Here is a 16,993-nt window from a genome sequence, read left to right as displayed (position 1 = left end):
GCCGCCACAAGCGAGTGCCGCAAAACGAGACCGGGCGCCGTAGGGGCGCCCGGTCGTCGACGGTCAGCGATGGTTTATTCGGCGGCGACGATCTTGCCGGCTTCCCACTTGTAGAGCGAGAAGCTCTGCGAGGTCAGGTCGCCGGTCTTGCCGTAGGTGACCTTGCCGATGGCAGTCGGGATCTCCTTGCCGTCCTTCAACGCGGTCGCGACGGCTTCCGCATCCTCGGCACTGCCGGCCTTCTCGATGCCGGCCTTCAGCACCTCGACGGCGGCATAGGCGTTCAGCGTGAAGGCCTCGGCCGGGATGTTCTTGGCGGCGAGCGCGTCGGCTGCGGCCTTGGAATCCGGGCTCTTGGTGGCGTCCGAAGCGTTGGTGAAGATCGTGCCTGCTGCCGCATCCGTGCCGATTGCCCAGAATTCGGTGTTGGAGAGGCCATCGCCGCCGATGATCGTCGCGTTGGCGGCGAGGTCATGCAGCTGGCGGGCCAGCAAGCCGCCTTCCGGGTGGTAGCCGCCGAAATAGACCACATCGACCTTCTCGGACTTGATGCGGGTGGTGAGCGCGCTGAAATCCTTGTCACCAGGCGTGATCGCGTCATTGACGACTTCGGTGATGCCGCCGGCGTTCAGCGTCGCCTTGAAGGCATCGGCGAGGCCCTTGCCGTAGGCGCCCTTGTCGTTGACGATGGCGACGCGCTTGTCCTTGAAATTCTTCAGCACATATTTGGCGGCGACTTCTGCCTGCTGGTCGTCGCGGCCGCAGGTGCGCAGCACGTTGGTGAGACCGCGCTTGGTCAGGTCGGGGGCCGTCGCGGTCGGGGTAACCATCAGCACGCCGTTTTCAGCAAGCACGTCCGAAACGGGAATGGCGACGCCCGAGGTTACCGGGCCGACGACGAAGCGGATGCCGTCGCCGACGACCTTGTTGGCGGCGGAAACGCCCTGCTTCGGTTCGCCGGCATCGTCGGCCAGTTCGAGAACGACCTTCTCTCCGAGAATCCCGCCCTTCTTGTTGATCTCGTCGACGGCCGTCTGAGCGCCGTTCTTCACCTGATCGCCATAGGCGGCGACGGGGCCGGTCAGCGGCGCGATCAGGCCGATGGTGATATCGGCATGGGCAAGCGGCGCAAAGGCGAGTGACGCGACGAGGGTCGCCGTCAATGTCTTGAGGGTCATTGTCTGTCTCCTTGGATGGGGTCATGCGACCCGCGATGAAGCGTCGCGCCGGCTTTTCCGGATCGTTCAACGGCCCAGGAGCCGTGCCAAGAACGATCGATATCGGCGCGATCAATGCACCCTCCGGCCATATTTGGCTCGAGTGGTGCAGCGACAAGATTTCTAGGAATTTTGGTGAGATTGCGCAAGTTGATAACAAAATGGAACGAAAATCGGCTCGATCCGACACGAAGTCTTGCCAAAATCGTCGATTTTGGCGCCGTCTGGTGATTGTTTCGAGGGTGGCGGTACCCGCACAATCGCGGTGCGCCGATGAACCTGCTGCATTTCGCGGAAGCTCGCTTGGTCTTTCCGAATATTCAAATTCTGTTTTGAGATTAACACTTGATTCTACCAATTAGAGTAGAACCATTGTTCCCGCATATATTGCTGCGATGCAAAAGAACGGTCGGTCATAAACAGAGAGATATTTCAGGAACTGAGATCTGGATGCTGAAGCGTATCGAAGCCAGACAGGTGCGCAACGGAATGTTTGTGGAGGCGATCGAGGGTGCATGGCATGACCCTCTTCTGTCCAAGCGAAGATTTCTGCTGCGCCGTGAAGCCGATGCCCTAAAACTTCGCAAGAGCGCTATTGAAGGTGTTGTCATCAACACCAGCAGAGGCCTCGACATCGACGGCCTGCCAGGCGGCAATATCGAGATCGACACCAAGGCGGCACGCGAGACCATCCAGAAATCCGTGCAGGTGCTGGAAAGCGTCTTCAGCCGGCTCCAGCATGGCGATGGCATCAGCGTCGATCAGGTGGCGCCGGTGATTTCCTCTGTCTCCAAGTCGATTGATGACAATCCCACTGTCTTTCTCAGCGTTACGCGTCTGAAATCCAAGGACGAGGCAACGTTTCTGCATTCCCTTTCGGTGAGCGCGCTGATGATCCTGTTCGGCCGTCATCTCGGACTTGACGAGACTACCGTGCAGATGCTCGGCACGGCAGGATTGCTGCACGACGTCGGCAAGCTCGAAATTCCGCTTGAGATACTCAACAAGGAAGGGCGCCTGGACGAGGACGAGATCAAAATGATCCGCGATCATCCGGAAAAGGGGCATGCAATCCTGTCGCGCCAACAAGGCATGTCGGAGATCGTTCTCGACGTCTGCCTCAACCATCATGAGCGTATCGATGGCAAGGGCTATCCCCGCAGGCTTTCCGAGGCGCAGGTGAGCTTCCATGCTCGTCTTGCTGCGATTTGCGACGTCTATGACGCCGTGACCTCCGTGCGGCCGTACAAGGCGCCATGGAGCGCGAGCCAATCACTGACATGGATGCTTGGCAGCGAAGGGCAATTCGATCGCCGGCTCCTGAAGAAATTCGCCCTCTGCCTTTCCGTCGCCGCGGTGAGCTGAAATCTATCTGGCTTCGCAACAAAAGGGCCTGCGTGGGCTTCCAGCGCCGCGCGTCTTTTCAGACGCGCAAAGGACGCTGTAACACTTTCAATTGCCGCGTAATTTTATCCTTAAATCGACTCCGACTTAAGGAATTATAACAGGAGGTCCGCCGCAGGCCCTGTTGCCGGAAGCCTCAGAGCTTTCTCAGACGTTGTTCTGCAGGATGGTTCGCAGCTTGCCGAAGAGCTCGTCGATATGGTGCTTCTCGATGATCAGCGGTGGTGAGAGCGCGATGATATCGCCGGTGGTGCGGATCAGCAGGCCGCTTTCATAAGCTTTCAGGAAGGCGGTGAAGGCGCGCTTGGTGGGCTCGCCGGCGATCGGGTCGAGTTCGATCGCGCCGATCAGGCCGGTGTTCCGGATGTCGATGACATTGGGGCAGTCCTTCAGCGAATGCAGCGCGTCGGCCCAGTAGTCGGAAAGCTCGGCGGCGCGTGTCAGCAGGCCCTCCTCCTTGTAGGTGTCGAGCGTGGCGAGCGCGGCGGCGGAAGCGATCGGATTGCCGGAATAGGTGTAGCCGTGGAAGAACTCGATCATGTGCTCCGGGCCGTTCATGAAGGCATCATGGATCTCGGAGGTAACGAAGACCGCGCCCATCGGAATGACGCCGTTGGTCAGCCCCTTGGCGGCGGTGATCATGTCAGGCTTGACGTCGTAATATTGCGCGGCGAAGGGAGCGCCGAGGCGGCCGAAGCCGGTGATGACCTCGTCGAAGATCAGAAGGATGCCATGCTTGGTGCAGATCTCGCGCAGCTTTTGCAGGTAGCCCTTCGGCGGGATCAAGACGCCGGTGGAACCCGCCACCGGCTCGACGATGACGGCGGCGACGGTGGAGGCGTCATGCAAGGTGACGATACGCTCGAGTTCGGTAGCGATGTCGCCGCCATGCTCGGGCTCGCCGCGAGTGAAGTTGTTTTTGCCGGGCTGGTGGGTGTGCGGCATGTGATCGACGCCGGTCAGAAGTGTGCCGAACATCTTGCGGTTGGTGACGATGCCGCCGACGGAGATGCCGCCGAAATTGACGCCATGATAGCCGCGCTCGCGGCCGATCAGGCGGAAGCGTGATCCATTGCCCTTCACGCGGTGATAGGCGAGCGCCACCTTGAGCGCCGTCTCGACGGATTCCGAACCCGAATTGGTGTAGAGAACGTGGTTCAGGCCTTCCGGGGCAATGTCGACCAGGCGGTTCGCCAGTTCGAAGGCCTTGGGATGGCCGAGCTGGAAGGCCGGCGCGTAATCGAGCTCGCCGGCCTGCTCGCGGATCGCTTCGGTGATCTTCGGGCGGCAGTGGCCGGCATTGACGCACCAGAGGCCGGCCGTTCCGTCCAGCACCTGACGGCCGTCATGGGTCGTATAGTACATGTCCTTGGCGCCGACGAACAAACGCGGCTCCTTCTTGAACTGGCGATTTGCCGTAAACGGCATCCAGAAGGCGCGAAGATCGTTCGGTGCATTGAGGCGATTGGACATGCTGTTCTCCTGGCCGGTGACGGCCCTTTCCCGGGGCTTTACGCCCATATTTTTACTGCCCGGTCAAATTATCAGGGCTTCCCAAGGCGTCAACGGGAAAAGTCCCGAAAGCTCCTCCTGACAGCAGGCTGAAGCTGCGTCGATCGATCACGGGGCGAGCGCTTCAGCGCGATAAGGCTGCAATTCCTTCGCGGCCGGCGAAAGAAGCAGAACGACCAGGGCACTCAAAGGCACGACCGGCAAATCGGAAGATTTGCCGGTCGTGCCATAAGGTTCATGTGCTGAAATATCGTTGCCAGGCCTCGGGGAATATCCCCTTCCCGCACGGCATCGGCCGACATTCATGTCAGCGCTATCATCAAGCGGCGGATCTGTTTCTCTTCTGCACGAGGTAGATGTCTTCGAGCGTTGCCAGGATCTTCATGACCGGCTCGGAGGTGCTCGAATAATAGATGGTTTGTGCGTCTCGGCGGGTCTTGACCAGTTTTTGAGCGCGTAGTTTCGACAGGTGCTGAGAGAGAGCCGACTGGCTGAGGCCGACCTGCGTCGCAAGCACGCCGACGGCCACTTCGCCCTTCACGAGGCTACACAGGATCAGCAATCTTTTCGGGTTTGCCATGGCCGACAATAAAGCTGCCGCCACGTTCGTGTGATCGGCCAAATCAGAGGTTTCCATATGTTATCTTCCTAATGCGAAACGTACATCATTCGTGCTGGCACAGGCCGTCAGCCGGGATTTTGACTGACGCTAAAAACTAGCAACTGGGCTCGAAGATTGTATATACCTAAATTTAAGGTATCGAGTATGCTATTTTAGTCATGTTTGAACAAATGTGATCGGTATCCACAGCGAGGGTTTCGAACTCGTATCGCAGCAGCAAGTCGCTGGAAATCATGTCAAAACCTGAGGAATCGATACCACAAATGCGCCAAGGACCCGATTCCGGCGCCTTCAGCCTGATAGCGAGGGCTTCGGCGACATCGGGATGGCGTTCTACTAAATCTCGCACTGTCTCTTCCGCCTCGGTGGCAATTGCCTCATTCGCGGCCGACTGGATTATGAGATCGTTTCCATCGAGTTGGTAGGCGCGGCCGAAGCCGCCATTGAGGCTGGCCTGTTGCGGCTTAAGACGGAAGAACAGGAAATCAGGAAAGTCGATATAAATCTTCGCCTTGGTATGGCGAGCGAGAAAACGCGTGCGGATACGCTCGTAGAATGCACTGCTGCGCTCGACGGGTTCTGCCAGGCACTGGGTCGTCAGACGCGGAAAGGCGAGGGGATCGCCCTTGCCAGGCTCGCCGGTCAGGAGCGAGGCGCGCGGGTCTCTGGCAAGCGCCCTCGTATGGGCCGATAGCATCGAAACGAGGATGACGGGGGCGCCGTCGATATCGGTGGCGACCAGCACGCGACTGGCAAAGGGAAAGCCGGTCTCGGGGTCGAGAACGGCAATCGCCGCGTGCCGGGCGGAGCGCAGAAGCACGCGGGCGAGCTTGCGGGCATCGTCGTCGGTTTCGCGTAAGGGTGAGGCCGGATCTTTCATATCCGCTTTGTGGCAAAGCGCATCGAAAACATCAAGCTTCCTGCTTGCGGCGATGGCGGGTGAGGCCGGCGACAATATCTTGGGCGGAGATGGTACCGACAATCGCGCCGTTCTCGACGATGCCGATACTGCCGGGTTGGCGGGCCAGGGCGTCGAGGACATCGATCAGCGGCGTCGCGGCACGAGCCGTGGCGCTGACACTCATGCCGGCGGCAGTCTGGCCAAGGCCGGGCTGCATCACGTCGGCCGCAGTCAACATGTTGATCGGATTGAGGTTCTGCACGAAATCGGCGACATACTGGTCTGCGGGATTCTTGACGATGTCGTGCGGAGTTCCGCATTGGATGATGCGGCCGCCCTCCATGATGGCGATGCGATTGCCGATGCGGAAGGCCTCGTCGAGATCGTGGCTGACGAAAAGAATGGTCTTCTTCAACCGCCGCTGGAACTCCAGGAGCTCGTCCTGCAAGCGGGTGCGGATCAATGGATCGAGCGCCGAGAAAGGCTCGTCCATGAGCAGGATCGGGGCGCCGGTGGCAAAGGCGCGGGCAAGGCCGACACGCTGCTGCATGCCGCCGGAAAGCTCGTTGACCTTGCGGCCTGCCCATTTCGTCAGGTTGACCAGTTCAAGCTGCTCGCCGACGCGGAGCTTGCGTTCGGCTTCCGGCATGCCGGCGAGTTCGAGGCCGAAGCCGACATTTTCGGCGACCGTGCGCCAAGGCAAAAGGGCGAACTGCTGGAACACCATGGAGACGGTGTGGGTGCGCAAATCGCGCAGCGCCTTGGCATTGCATCTGTAGGGGTTGACGGGGCCGGTGGTCGTGGAGACCGCAACATCGCCGCGCACCACGGGAGCGAGCCCATTGACGGCGCGCAGCAGCGTCGACTTGCCAGAGCCGGAAAGGCCCATCAGCACCAGGATCTCGCCTTCCTCGATCGTCAGTGAGGCATCGGCGACGCCGAGCACCAAGCCGGTCGCGGCGCCGATTTCGTCTCGCGATTTGCCCTGATCGACCATGGCAAGCGCTGTTTCCGGCCGATCGCCGAAGATGATGCTGACATTGTTAAAGTTTACCGCGGTCATGCAGCGCCTCCTTCACCCGCCGTGCGGAACATCCGGTCGAGAATGATTGCCAGGATGACGATGCAGAAGCCCGCCTCGAAGCCCTTGGCGATATTGACGGTGTTAAGCGCACGGACGACGGGCACGCCAAGCCCGGGAGCGCCGACAAGGGCGGCGATGACGACCATCGACAGCGACAGCATGATGGTCTGGGTGAGACCCGCCATGATCTGCGGCGTGGCGAAGGGAAGCTCGATCTTGCGTAGCACCTGTATCGGCGTCGCGCCGAAAGCGACGGCGGCTTCGACGAGGGACGGCGGCGTCGAGATGATGCCGAGGCGCGTCAGCCGGATCGGGGCGGGGATTGCGAAGATGACGGTCGCGATCAGGCCTGGCACCATGCCGAGGCCGAACAAGATGAGCGCCGGGATCAGATAAACGAATGTCGGTATGGTTTGCATGAGATCGAGCACGGGGCGCATGGCCGCATAGACCCAAGGGCGGCGAGCAGCGGCAATGCCGAGCGGAATGCCGATCACCATGCAGACGAAGGTGGCGGCGAGCACGAGGGCGAGCGTCTCCGTCGTTTCCTTCCAATAGTCCTGGTTCACGATCAGCAGCAGCCCGAGACAGGTGAAGACCGCGACCGCGATCGATCGGCGCAACCAAAAGGCGATGGCGGTGATGGCGGCGATGACGATCAGCGGATGAGGCTTCTGCAGCACGAAGAGCAGGCCGTCTATGGCGCTCGACAGCAGGAAGGCGACCTGGTTGAAGAACCATTCGCCGTTCGAGGTCAGCCAGTCCACGAAGGATTTGGCCCAGGAGCCAATGGGAATCTTAAATTCGGTGATCCAATTCAACGGCGCGCCCATCCAAAAAAACAACAACCGGACAAAAATGAACCGGGGCGGCGAGCCGCCCCGGTCGTATCGTCAGAGGCCGAGGCCGGTCTTGGCGGCCGCGAGAGCGTCGCCCTTGCCATCGCGGGTCTTGACGCCATTAAGCCAGGGCTCGAGTGCTGCGGGGTTCGCCTTCAGCCATTCGGAAGCTGCAGCCTCCGGCTCTTTGCCGTCGTTGAGGATTTTGCCCATGATGTGGTTCTCCATGTCGAGGGAGAACGTCAGGTTCTTCAGCATCGTGCCGACATTCGGGCATTCGTCGAGATAACCGGCGCGGACATTGGTGAAGACCTTGGCGCCGCCAAAATCCGGACCGAAGATATCGTCGCCGCCTGTGAGGTAGGTCAGCTTGAAGTTGGTGTTCATCGGATGGGGTTCCCAGCCGAGGAAGACAACGGGCTTGCCTGATTTGTCGGCGCGCGCGACCTGGGCGAGCATGCCCTGCTCGGAGGATTCGACGACTTCCAGATCTTTCATGCCGAAGGTGTTCTTTTCGATCATGTCCATGACGAGGCGGTTGCCGTCATTGCCAGGCTCGATGCCATAGATCTTACCGTCGAGATCGTCCTTATGAGCGGCGATGTCCTTGAAGTCCTTGATGCCGAGTTCCGCACCCTTGGCGTTGGTTGCGAGCGTATACTTGGCACCGACGAGGTTGGGGCCGAAAGATTCGACCGACTTGTCGTCGAGATAGGGCCGGACGTCCTTTTCCTGTGTCGGCATCCAGTTGCCGAGGAAGATGTCTATGTCCTTGTTCTTCAGCGAGGTGTAGGTGACCGGCACCGAGAGAACCTTGATGTCGGTCTGATAGCCGATGCTCTTCAGGACGACGGATGCGGTGGCGGTGGTGGCGGTGATATCCGTCCAGCCGACGTCCGAGAAATGAACGGTGGAGCAGCTGTCGGGATCGGCGGCGAAGGCGGCGGTCGCAACGGAGAGGGCGGCGACGGCAGTTGCGGTAACGAGTTTGAACGTGCTTGTTGTTTTCATTTTAGACTCCCAGTCTTTAAGTTCCCAAGCCAACCATCAATAACCGAGTTTGACAAGCGACCTCAGCGCGTTTGCGTCGTATCGACCTATGCGATTGCGACGTCGGCGGATTTTTTCCGAGCGCCTGGTTTTCAAGGCTTTCGCCGGTTTTCGAGCCGGATTCCTGTGATTATCGTTCTCTCGGGGCTTTTCTTTGCCATTCCGAGCTTTCAATAAGCCGATTAAGGAGAAATCGGATGGCAAAACTCTATTTCAACTACTCGACGATGAACGCCGGCAAGTCGACGATGCTGCTGCAGGCCTCCTACAATTACCAGGAGCGCGGCATGCGCACGGTGCAGCTGATCGCCGCCTTCGACGAGCGCGCCGGCCGTGGCGTCATCGGCTCGCGGATCGGCTTGGAGGCGAGCGCCATTCCCTTCGAGCCGCATGAGGATCTGTTCCGGCTCGTCGCGGCGCTGAGCGGCGAAGGCGCGCCGATTTCCTGCATCTTCGTCGACGAGGCGCATTTCATGACGCCTGTCCATGTCTGGCAGCTTGCCCGCGTCGTCGACAGGCTTGGTATCCCTGTCATGGTCTATGGGCTGAGAACCGATTTCCAGGGCAAGCTGTTTCCGGCCTCGCAGGAACTGCTGGCGATCGCCGACGAAATGCGCGAGGTGCGCACGATCTGCCATTGCGGGCGCAAGGCGACGATGGTTGTGCGGCTCGGCGCGGAAGGAAACGTACTGCACGAAGGCGCCCAGATCGATGTCGGCGGCAACGAGAAATATGTCTCGCTCTGCCGCAGGCATTGGGACGACGCGATGAACGGAGCCTGGATCGCCGAGCCGGTCTGAAGCCGGCGATGCCGCCTGTTTTCTTTAGCGCCGCAAGCGACTAGCTTGAGCAGGAGATTCCCTGGAGAGATCAGGTGCGCAAACCCCCGCCATTCGATAGCCAGTACGAAGCTGTAGGCAGCTTTGCCGAGAGGATTGCGGCCGAAGGAGCCTATTGCGTGGCGGCGATCGGCGCCTTCAGCGGCGAGGAAACGCGGTCGGCTGACGAGGTTTTCCTGGAACAGAATGCCCGCTTCCAGGCCCATATCGCCGATGCTGCGGCGCTCGACGCCCAGCTGGCCGAGCTGGTCTTTTCTCTTGACCGGCTGACGGCCGAGGTTTCTGCCGATCTCGATAGTTTCCGGGGGCTGACGCTGGGTGAGAAGATGGCCGGCTGGGTGTCGCGCCAGCGGATGTGGCGCATGTATACCGAACGCGTGCGCGAGGCGCCGGTCATCGAGCGGCTGCTCGACCTTTTGACGAAATCGGACGCGCTCGCCAAGCTGATCGCCGGCCAGCGCGCCTCGCTCACCGAACGGCACAGGGCAGCCGAACGCAGCCTTGTCGATATTGTCGAGCAGCGGCGCCGGCTGGTCGATTCCATCGATATCGCCCGCCTCAAGATGAAGGAGCTCAATGCCAAGGCGCTGACCACGCAGGGCCGTATCGGCGTCTATGGCAACAGGGCTCATTGGGAGCAGATGGAGGCGGAACGGCGGGCGCTGAAGGCGGAGGCCGAGCGAAATTCCGCCGAAGAGCACGAGATGCGAGACGACAGCCAGCGGCGCGAGCGCTTCATCGGCCTGTTCCAGGCCTTTGTCGATTCGCTGAACGGCCGGATCGCCGCCTGCAATGTGCTGCTGCGCAAGCTGTTGATAGACGTCGAGGAGCGGCTGATCATCTACCAGGCGCAGGTCGATACCGACAGGCCGGGCATGAAGGCGAGGATCAAACCGGAACTCTTTCCCGATATCGCCACGCCGATCAGGCTGTTCGAGAAGGGCATGCTGGTCGCCCAGGATCTGGAGCGGCGCAAGAGCCGCGCCGATCTCGAATTCACAAGAAGGTTTCCGACCTATGCCGAGCCGTCGGCGGAAACATCGGGAGCGCCTCTGATCGATACGGCGCGCAGGTCCTTGCGCTTCCGCCTGCCTCTCCTGCGCTCCTGACCGGCAGGGCGCGGGCAATACCCCTCTTGCGCAATGCTTTCATTCCGAAAAATCGAAGGGCTCGTGTTGTGCTCGGCCCATCGAGCGCATATGTGGGATGCAGCGGGGCGGCAATGTCCCGATGTTCGCCTCGCCTGACAGGAGACGACGATGCTTGACCGGATAGCCGGTTTTTTCAGGCTGATCGGCCAGACGATCGGCCGCTGGGCCCGCCTGTTTTTCGCTTGGGCTTTCTGGCCCTTTCTTGCCGCGCAGGGCTGGTATCAGCGCCGGAGTTGGATGATCCGGCTGCCGGTGATCGCGTTCGTGGCGCTGCTGGTCGTGCTCTACGGTTATTTCTTCTGGCAGACGCAGGTCTGGTCGAATTTCAACCCCGCCTTCGTCGACGAGTACCGGCTTTCCGAACGCAAGGTCGCAGCCGGGCAGGACGTGCCGGCGGCCGGCGGCGCGGCGGCGACGGCGCCGAAGACCTGCCAGCGCTCGGCGATCGTCGACGTCGCGGCCGATCTGACCGATTTCAATGTCAACCAGAACGCATGGATCTCCTCCATGCTGCTCTACAAGATGGGCTTCTTCGGCATCGACTGGGATCACACGCCCTTCCTCGACAACAAGGCGTCGTTCCAGCGCGGCGTCAACCAGGCGGTCCGGCGGACTTCGGCGGAGCTTGTCGATACGCTCGGACGCGTGCGCGGCACATCGGGCATCAACAACGACCTGCAGAGCGCGCGCGGCAATCTGCAGTTTGACGAAAACAGCTGGTATTTCGGGCTCAATCCCTTCGGGCCGAAGACGCCGACGCCTTCCTATTACCGCTCGGCGATCGGCAGCCTGCGCAAGTTCAACACCGATCTCGCCCTCTGCAATGTCATTTTCGACGGCCGCGCCGACAACCTGATGCAGTTTATCGACCGCATTGCCAACGATCTCGGCGGCACCTCCGACATGCTCGCCGAGCGCTCGGAAAACCACAATCGCGGCTGGTTCGATACACGCGCCGACGACCGGTTCTGGTTCGCCTATGGCCAGCTCTATGGCTACTACGCGATCTTGGCTGCCGCCCAGGCGGATTTCTCGCAGGTGGTGGCGGAACGCAATCTCGGAACGATCTGGGGCGGGACCATGCGGCAGTTCCAGGCGGCGCTCCGCATCCAGCCGGCGATCATCTCGAACGGGCGCGAGGACGGCTGGATCATGCCGAGCCATCTCGCCACGATGGGCTTTTATATTCTGAGGGTGCGCTCAAACCTCGTCGAGATCCGGTCGGTGCTCGATCGCTAGGTCATCAAGTCGCGAAGAATCCCCACTTGCCTTAACGAGGCGGGGCGATGGAAGCGCGCAGGATTAACTGGCATTCCATCTTCAGCCGCACTGGTGTCCTCTTCGGCTGCGCCACCTTTTCCAGAAGCTCAGCCACCGCCCATTGGCCCATCTCCTCGTGCGGCAGTTTCAACGTGGTGAGTGGCGGCAGGATTTTTCGGACAAGGCTGTCATCATCGAAGCCGACGACGGAAATGTCTTCGGGGATTTTCAAGCCTCTTATTCTGATTGCATCATAGGCACCCATCGCCACCCGGTCTGAAAAACAGAATACCGCAGTCGGCGGGGATGGCAGGTCGAGCAACTGCAGCATTTTCTCGCGCCCGAGGTCGAGCGACCAGGCGCCGGACACAATCAGCTCTGGATCCACCGCGATATCGTAGGTGGTGAGCGCCTGGCGGTAACCGCTTAAACGATCTCGGGACGCTTCAAGCCGCTCCTTGCCCGCGTCGATCATGGCTATGCGGCGATGTCCGGCCTTGATTAGTGTCTCCGTCGCCGCAAAACCGCCGGCAAGATCGCCAGGAATGATCGACGAGAATTCGGCCCGCTGCTGATGGCAGTTCAAGAGCACGGTCGGGTAGTTGGCAAGTTTGGAGGGCAGCACTGGCGCCAACTGGGTGATGAGGGTGGCGTAGACCACTCCGACGATCTGACGCCGGCCCAGATAGTCGAGAATGACCTCTGCGAATTCGACCTGTCCGCCGGTAACGACGGTGATCGCCGCCAAGCCCCGTTCTTCTGCTGCCTCACGCACGCCTTCAATCAGCGGCGCGGCGTGATGCGAAGCCATCAGATCGTCGATCAAAAGCACGATGATGCCGCCGATCGGGCCATTGACGGGCCTGGTCTTCTGATAGCCAAGCTCCTCGGCCACAGCCAGCACATGACTACGCATCTTCTCGGAAACGCGCTTGCCGGGCGCCTCGTTCAGCACCAGTGAAACCGTCGCATGCGAAACGCCGACCTTTGCAGCGATGTCGGACATTGTCGGTCGTTTCGTTATTTTGTCGTTCACGCAGTTTCTCTCTCAGACAGTTGGCATGCACGTTAGAAAATCTAACGGACAATGTGAAGCGGCGGGCTTGCGGGAGTTACATTTTTGAGTTACGAAACCTATCTGTAACTTATTTTGTGACTACATCCAACTGGAAAGCTTGCGGCTCATGACCATCGCCTCCCGCCGTTTCGCCGACACCCATTCCGGGCCGCGTGCGCGCCTCTCTCTCGACGGGACCTGGGACTTTCAGCTGCAGGGACACGAGCCCGCGACGATTGCCGTGCCCGCTCCTTGGCAGGCGTACCTTCCGGATCTACGCGCCGCTGCGGGCGTGGCAACTTATTCGCGCACGCTTACCGTGCCGCAGAAATGGCAAGGTCGTCAGGTGATCGTGCATTTCGGCGCGGTGAACTATTTCGCCGAAGTGTCGGTCAATGGCAGGCACCTTGGCTCTCACGAAGGCGGCTATCTGCCGTTTGAATTTGTCATCCCCGCCGATCTGCTGGGCGGTGAAATGCGTCTTGACGTACGGGTCACGCTGCCGAGTTCTGACGGACAGGCTTTCCCCGACTTTCCATTCGATGAAATCCCGCACGGCAAGCAGAGCTGGTACGGTATGTTGGGCGGCATCTGGCAGTCGGTCTGGCTGGAGTGCCGCTCCGAGGCGCATATCGCTCACCAGGGCATTCGCGCCGACCTCTCCACCGGCGGCGTGACGGTTGATGTCGAACTGGCCGCGGCCTTCACTGGTGCGTTGAACATTAGGCTTCTCGACCGCAATGGCGCGGTGGCGGCGTCCGCCGAGCTTGCTCTCAACGGCGCGGCACACGCCTCCGTCGCGCTCAAGGTCGCCAAGGTCGAGGCCTGGTCGCTCGATGATCCCGCGCTTTACCGGGCTGTCGTCGAACTGCGTCAGGGCGACGTCGTCATCGATGCCGACGTCCAGGATTTCGGCTTTCGGACGTTTGAAGCGAGAGATGGAAAGTTTTTCCTGAACGGCCAGCCATTCTACATGCGCGGCGCGCTGGATCAGGATTACTATCCCGAGGGCATCTACACGCCGCCGTCACTGGAGTTTCTGGAAGACCAGGCGCGTAAATCGAAGGAGCTTGGCCTCAACCTCCTGCGCTGCCATATCAAGGTTCCCGATCCGCGCTACTATGATGTGGCTGACCGCTTTGGCCTGCTGGTCTGGACGGAAATCCCCAACGTCCAGACGTTCACCGAGAAGTCGGCGCAGCGCCTGCTCGATACGATGGAAGGGATCCTGCGCCGCGACAGCAACCATCCCTCTATCGTGATCTGGACCATCATCAACGAAGACTGGGGGACGCGTCTTGTCGAAAGCGCCGATCAGCGGAGCTGGCTGGACAACGCCTACCATTGGCTGAAAAAGAAGGACCCGACACGGCTGGTGGTGGACAATTCCGCCTGCATTCCAAACTTCCATGTCGTCTCCGACATCGATGATTACCACTATTACGCCTCGGTTCCGGAAATGGCGCGCGAGTGGGCCGATTGGGTTTCGGCCTTCGCCAAGCGGCCCGACTGGTCCTATTCGCCGGACGGCGATGCGAAACGGCGCGGCGACGAGCCGCTCGTCGTCTCCGAGTTCGGCGTCTGGGGCCTGCCGCGTCCAGACAAGCTGCTGCAGGACGGCAAGGAGCCGTTCTGGTTCAGCAACGGACTGGAGTGGGACAGCGAAGGTGCGACCTATCCGCATGGTGTCGAGCAGCGCTTCCGCACCTTTCAGTTCGACAAGGTTTTTCCGTCCTTCGACTCCTTCATCGAGGACACGCAATGGCATCAGTTCAATGCCCTCAAGTTCGAGATCGAAGAAATGCGCCGCCATGCCTCGATCCAGGGCTATGTCATCACCGAGCTGACCGATCTGCACTGGGAAGCCAATGGCCTCATGGACATGGAGCGCAATACGCGCGCCTATCACAACCGTTTCCATGAGATTAACACCGACGTGGTCATCGTGCCGCGCATGCAGCGCTATGCGGTCTGGGCGGGCGACACGGCCAGCATCGAGCTCGAAATCTCGACGGGCGGCAAGGCGCTGCCAGCGACCGAATTGGGCTGGAGTGTCGATGGCGCAGCTGCTGGCAAGATGGCGGTCGAAGCGGTGGATGCGACGTCAGTGTGCCGCCTGCCAGCAATTGATCTATCCTTCGCCGCAGAAAAAGCCGGCAATCAGGCCAGTGTCCAGTTCACGCTGACCGCCGGCGACAACGAGCTGGCGCGCAACAGCCTCGATATCAGCGTCTATGCCCGACGGTCCAAAACTGTGCGTTCGGTTTCGTCGGCAGAGCCCGAGATCGCGCAATATCTGACCTCCCTTGGCTATGAGGTCGTAAACGCCGACAAGGCGCATGTGCGGGTTGTCTCGACATTGAGCCAGGCCGATATCGATGCCCTGGAGCACGGCGCCCATTACGTGTCGCTGGCCGATGTTGCGCTCCTGTCGTTTGGCAATCTGCGCAATGATCAGCCAAACTGGAATTATCCGACCGGAGGCGATCGCGGGCAGCCCATGCCGCAGATGCGCGTCACCGAACGCAACGGCACCATCTGGAAGGGTAACTGGGTCACCGGCTTCAGCTGGGTGAAGCGTTCCGGGGTATTTGAACGTCTGCCGGGCGGCCCGCTCACCGACCTATCCTTTGTCGGCGTCAACCCCAACCGCGTCATCACCGGCTTCCGACCGATCCATTTCGATGGGCTGGTCCATGCCGGCACGATGGCGGGCTGGATTCACAAGCCCTGCGCGACCATTGCCGAACGGCGGGTCGGCTCAGGTCGTATCGTGGCGACGACCTTCGGCCTGATGCGCGAACCCGCGGGCGCCGATCCGGTCGCAGCGACCTTGCTTGATTGCATCATCGAGACGGCCGCCGCGGGATAGGCCGTTTGTAGAATTGAACCGCCGCACATGACCGGGAGGAGGTTTAGGTGGCCAAGACAGATGCAGGCGTGAACATCCGCAACGTTTCCAAGAGTTTTGGGGCGGTGGAAGTGCTCAACGACATCTCGCTCGGGATAGACAGCGGCGAGTTCATCGTCTTCCTGGGCGCTTCCGGCTGTGGCAAGTCCACCCTTCTGCGCATGATCGCCGGGCTGGAGACGGTTTCGGGCGGCGAAATCTGGATCGGCGGGCGCCGTGTCGACCAGCTTGCCCCCGGCCAGCGTGAGGTATCCATGGTGTTCCAGTCCTATGCGCTCTATCCGCATATGAGCGTGCGAGAAAATCTTGCCTTTGGACTGGTCAATGTCGGTACGCCGAAAGCCGAGATTGCAACCCGCATTGCGACGGCGGCCAGGATGCTGGAGATGGACCATCTCCTCGACCGCAAGCCGGCGCATCTGTCCGGCGGCCAGCGCCAACGCGTTGCGATTGGCCGCGCCATCGTGCGTGAGCCAAAAGTCTTCCTCTTTGACGAACCCCTGTCGAACCTGGACGCCGGCCTGCGTACACGCACCCGTTTCGAACTGTCGCAGCTGCATGATCGTCTTGGCGCCACGATGGTTTTCGTAACCCATGATCAGGCCGAGGCAATGACGCTGGCGACCCGGATTGTCCTTCTGAACAAAGGAAGGATCGAGCAGGTCGGCGCGCCCATGGATATTTATGCCCGCCCCAGCACCCGCTACGTTGCCCAGTTCGTCGGCTCGCCGCCGATGAACTTCCTGCCGGCGGCACGGATTGAGAGCGGTCTGGACGGCGCGATTGTCACAACCGGCGGCGGCGTCGGGCTGCAAACCTCGGTTCCGTTCGACAGTTTGCCTGGTGCCAACCTCACGCTTGGCTTGCGGCCGGAGAGCCTGACGGTCTCGCCGCACGGCACGCTAAGGGGCAAAGTCGTCACAGTGCAGCAGATGGGCGACCGCTCTCTGGTCCACGCCGAACTCGCCGACGGGACGCAGGTCGTCGGCGTTGACGCCCCAATCACCACGGCCCGTGGTGGTTCCGAAATCGCGTTTGCCGTCGAAGGAGCGACGGCGATGCTGTTTGATGAAATGGGCAAAGGTTATCACGCGGCCGGCTAGGCTGCGGCGCGAGACAGCAAGGCCGCCCTCCGAAGGAGGTCCC

The 16,993-nt window shown here is 60.8% G+C and carries 15 protein-coding genes; 7 read left to right on the top strand and 8 right to left on the bottom strand.

The window, feature by feature from the left end; translation table 11 throughout:
* Positions 1–74: 74 nt before the first annotated feature.
* Entirely contained in the window at positions 75–1,178 is a 1,104-nt protein-coding gene (locus N2A41_RS15485) for a branched-chain amino acid ABC transporter substrate-binding protein (protein WP_162116484.1), read from the bottom strand.
* A 23-nt stretch (positions 1,179–1,201) separates the two neighbouring features.
* On the opposite strand from N2A41_RS15485, the gene N2A41_RS15480 reads away from it, so the two are divergent.
* The gene (locus tag N2A41_RS15480) at positions 1,202–1,579 is read left to right on the top strand and encodes a hypothetical protein (RefSeq protein ID WP_162116413.1); all 378 of its coding nucleotides are present in this window, start codon (positions 1,202–1,204) and stop codon (positions 1,577–1,579) included.
* An 88-nt stretch (positions 1,580–1,667) separates the two neighbouring features.
* Positions 1,668–2,582 carry an HD-GYP domain-containing protein gene (locus N2A41_RS15475; protein WP_222386602.1) on the top strand — a complete coding sequence of 305 codons (915 nt, stop codon included), beginning with the start codon at positions 1,668–1,670 and terminating at the stop codon, positions 2,580–2,582.
* Between the two features lie 186 nt (positions 2,583–2,768).
* On the opposite strand, the gene N2A41_RS15470 is transcribed toward N2A41_RS15475, so the two are convergent.
* The 6 genes from N2A41_RS15470 to N2A41_RS15445 form a co-directional block, all read right to left on the bottom strand.
* Positions 2,769–4,094 (bottom strand): aspartate aminotransferase family protein, encoded by a 1,326-nt coding sequence (locus N2A41_RS15470; protein ID WP_003561419.1) that lies wholly within the window; start codon positions 4,092–4,094, stop codon positions 2,769–2,771.
* Positions 4,095–4,452: 358 nt separating this feature from the next.
* Positions 4,453–4,770, bottom strand: coding sequence for an ArsR/SmtB family transcription factor (locus tag N2A41_RS15465; RefSeq protein WP_260109179.1), 318 nt, complete (start codon positions 4,768–4,770; stop codon positions 4,453–4,455).
* A 115-nt stretch (positions 4,771–4,885) separates the two neighbouring features.
* A complete protein-coding gene (locus N2A41_RS15460; RefSeq protein WP_260109178.1) occupies positions 4,886–5,635 on the bottom strand; it encodes a HugZ family pyridoxamine 5'-phosphate oxidase in 750 nt (249 codons plus the stop codon).
* 31 nt (positions 5,636–5,666) lie between these two features.
* On the bottom strand, positions 5,667–6,719 hold the full coding sequence (gene choV, locus N2A41_RS15455; RefSeq protein ID WP_222246773.1) for a choline ABC transporter ATP-binding protein: 1,053 nt from the start codon (positions 6,717–6,719) through the stop codon (positions 5,667–5,669).
* Positions 6,716–7,561, bottom strand: coding sequence for a choline ABC transporter permease subunit (choW, locus tag N2A41_RS15450; protein WP_064247862.1), 846 nt, complete (start codon positions 7,559–7,561; stop codon positions 6,716–6,718). The genes choV and choW overlap by 4 nt, the downstream gene beginning before the upstream one ends.
* 72 nt (positions 7,562–7,633) lie before the next feature.
* Positions 7,634–8,590: a choline ABC transporter substrate-binding protein gene (locus N2A41_RS15445; protein WP_260109177.1), complete on the bottom strand. Its 957-nt coding sequence runs from the start codon at positions 8,588–8,590 to the stop codon at positions 7,634–7,636.
* A 236-nt stretch (positions 8,591–8,826) separates the two neighbouring features.
* Between N2A41_RS15445 and N2A41_RS15440 the strand changes: the two genes are divergently transcribed.
* The 3 genes from N2A41_RS15440 (at position 8,827) to N2A41_RS15430 (ending at position 11,858) form a co-directional block, all read left to right on the top strand.
* The gene (locus tag N2A41_RS15440) at positions 8,827–9,429 is read left to right on the top strand and encodes a thymidine kinase (protein WP_260109176.1); all 603 of its coding nucleotides are present in this window, start codon (positions 8,827–8,829) and stop codon (positions 9,427–9,429) included.
* A 74-nt stretch (positions 9,430–9,503) separates the two neighbouring features.
* Positions 9,504–10,577, top strand: coding sequence for a hypothetical protein (locus N2A41_RS15435; protein ID WP_260109175.1), 1,074 nt, complete (start codon positions 9,504–9,506; stop codon positions 10,575–10,577).
* Between the two features lie 150 nt (positions 10,578–10,727).
* On the top strand, positions 10,728–11,858 hold the full coding sequence (locus N2A41_RS15430; RefSeq protein ID WP_260109174.1) for a DUF2333 family protein: 1,131 nt from the start codon (positions 10,728–10,730) through the stop codon (positions 11,856–11,858).
* A 31-nt stretch (positions 11,859–11,889) separates the two neighbouring features.
* Here N2A41_RS15430 and N2A41_RS15425 read toward each other — a convergent pair whose 3' ends face one another.
* Positions 11,890–12,885, bottom strand: a complete 996-nt coding sequence (locus N2A41_RS15425; protein WP_260109173.1) for a LacI family DNA-binding transcriptional regulator — start codon at positions 12,883–12,885, stop codon at positions 11,890–11,892.
* Positions 12,886–13,063: 178 nt separating this feature from the next.
* Between N2A41_RS15425 and N2A41_RS15420 the strand changes: the two genes are divergently transcribed.
* Together N2A41_RS15420 and N2A41_RS15415 are read left to right on the top strand one after the other, a co-directional pair.
* Positions 13,064–15,808 carry a glycoside hydrolase family 2 protein gene (locus tag N2A41_RS15420; RefSeq protein WP_260109172.1) on the top strand — a complete coding sequence of 915 codons (2,745 nt, stop codon included), beginning with the start codon at positions 13,064–13,066 and terminating at the stop codon, positions 15,806–15,808.
* Between the two features lie 47 nt (positions 15,809–15,855).
* Entirely contained in the window at positions 15,856–16,950 is a 1,095-nt protein-coding gene (locus N2A41_RS15415; RefSeq protein ID WP_260109171.1) for an ABC transporter ATP-binding protein, read from the top strand.
* The last annotated feature ends 43 nt before the right edge of the window (positions 16,951–16,993 follow it).

It is taken from the genome of Rhizobium sp. SRDI969 (assembly GCF_025152725.1).
Lineage (GTDB): Bacteria > Pseudomonadota > Alphaproteobacteria > Rhizobiales > Rhizobiaceae > Rhizobium > Rhizobium leguminosarum_I.
The sequence above is the reverse complement of the archived record's forward strand: the minus strand, read 5'-3'. Positions and strand labels throughout refer to the sequence as shown.

Coding starts and splice junctions, on each gene's coding strand:
- N2A41_RS15485 (WP_162116484.1), bottom strand. CDS start 1,178: ATGACCCTCAAGACATTGACGGCGACCCTCGTCGCGTCACTCGCCTTT.
- N2A41_RS15480 (WP_162116413.1), top strand. CDS start 1,202: ATGCGACCCGCGATGAAGCGTCGCGCCGGCTTTTCCGGATCGTTCAAC.
- N2A41_RS15475 (WP_222386602.1), top strand. CDS start 1,668: ATGCTGAAGCGTATCGAAGCCAGACAGGTGCGCAACGGAATGTTTGTG.
- N2A41_RS15470 (WP_003561419.1), bottom strand. CDS start 4,094: ATGTCCAATCGCCTCAATGCACCGAACGATCTTCGCGCCTTCTGGATG.
- N2A41_RS15465 (WP_260109179.1), bottom strand. CDS start 4,770: ATGGAAACCTCTGATTTGGCCGATCACACGAACGTGGCGGCAGCTTTA.
- N2A41_RS15460 (WP_260109178.1), bottom strand. CDS start 5,635: ATGAAAGATCCGGCCTCACCCTTACGCGAAACCGACGACGATGCCCGC.
- choV (WP_222246773.1), bottom strand. CDS start 6,719: ATGACCGCGGTAAACTTTAACAATGTCAGCATCATCTTCGGCGATCGG.
- N2A41_RS15445 (WP_260109177.1), bottom strand. CDS start 8,590: ATGAAAACAACAAGCACGTTCAAACTCGTTACCGCAACTGCCGTCGCC.
- N2A41_RS15440 (WP_260109176.1), top strand. CDS start 8,827: ATGGCAAAACTCTATTTCAACTACTCGACGATGAACGCCGGCAAGTCG.
- N2A41_RS15430 (WP_260109174.1), top strand. CDS start 10,728: ATGCTTGACCGGATAGCCGGTTTTTTCAGGCTGATCGGCCAGACGATC.
- N2A41_RS15425 (WP_260109173.1), bottom strand. CDS start 12,885: ATGTCCGACATCGCTGCAAAGGTCGGCGTTTCGCATGCGACGGTTTCA.
- N2A41_RS15420 (WP_260109172.1), top strand. CDS start 13,064: ATGACCATCGCCTCCCGCCGTTTCGCCGACACCCATTCCGGGCCGCGT.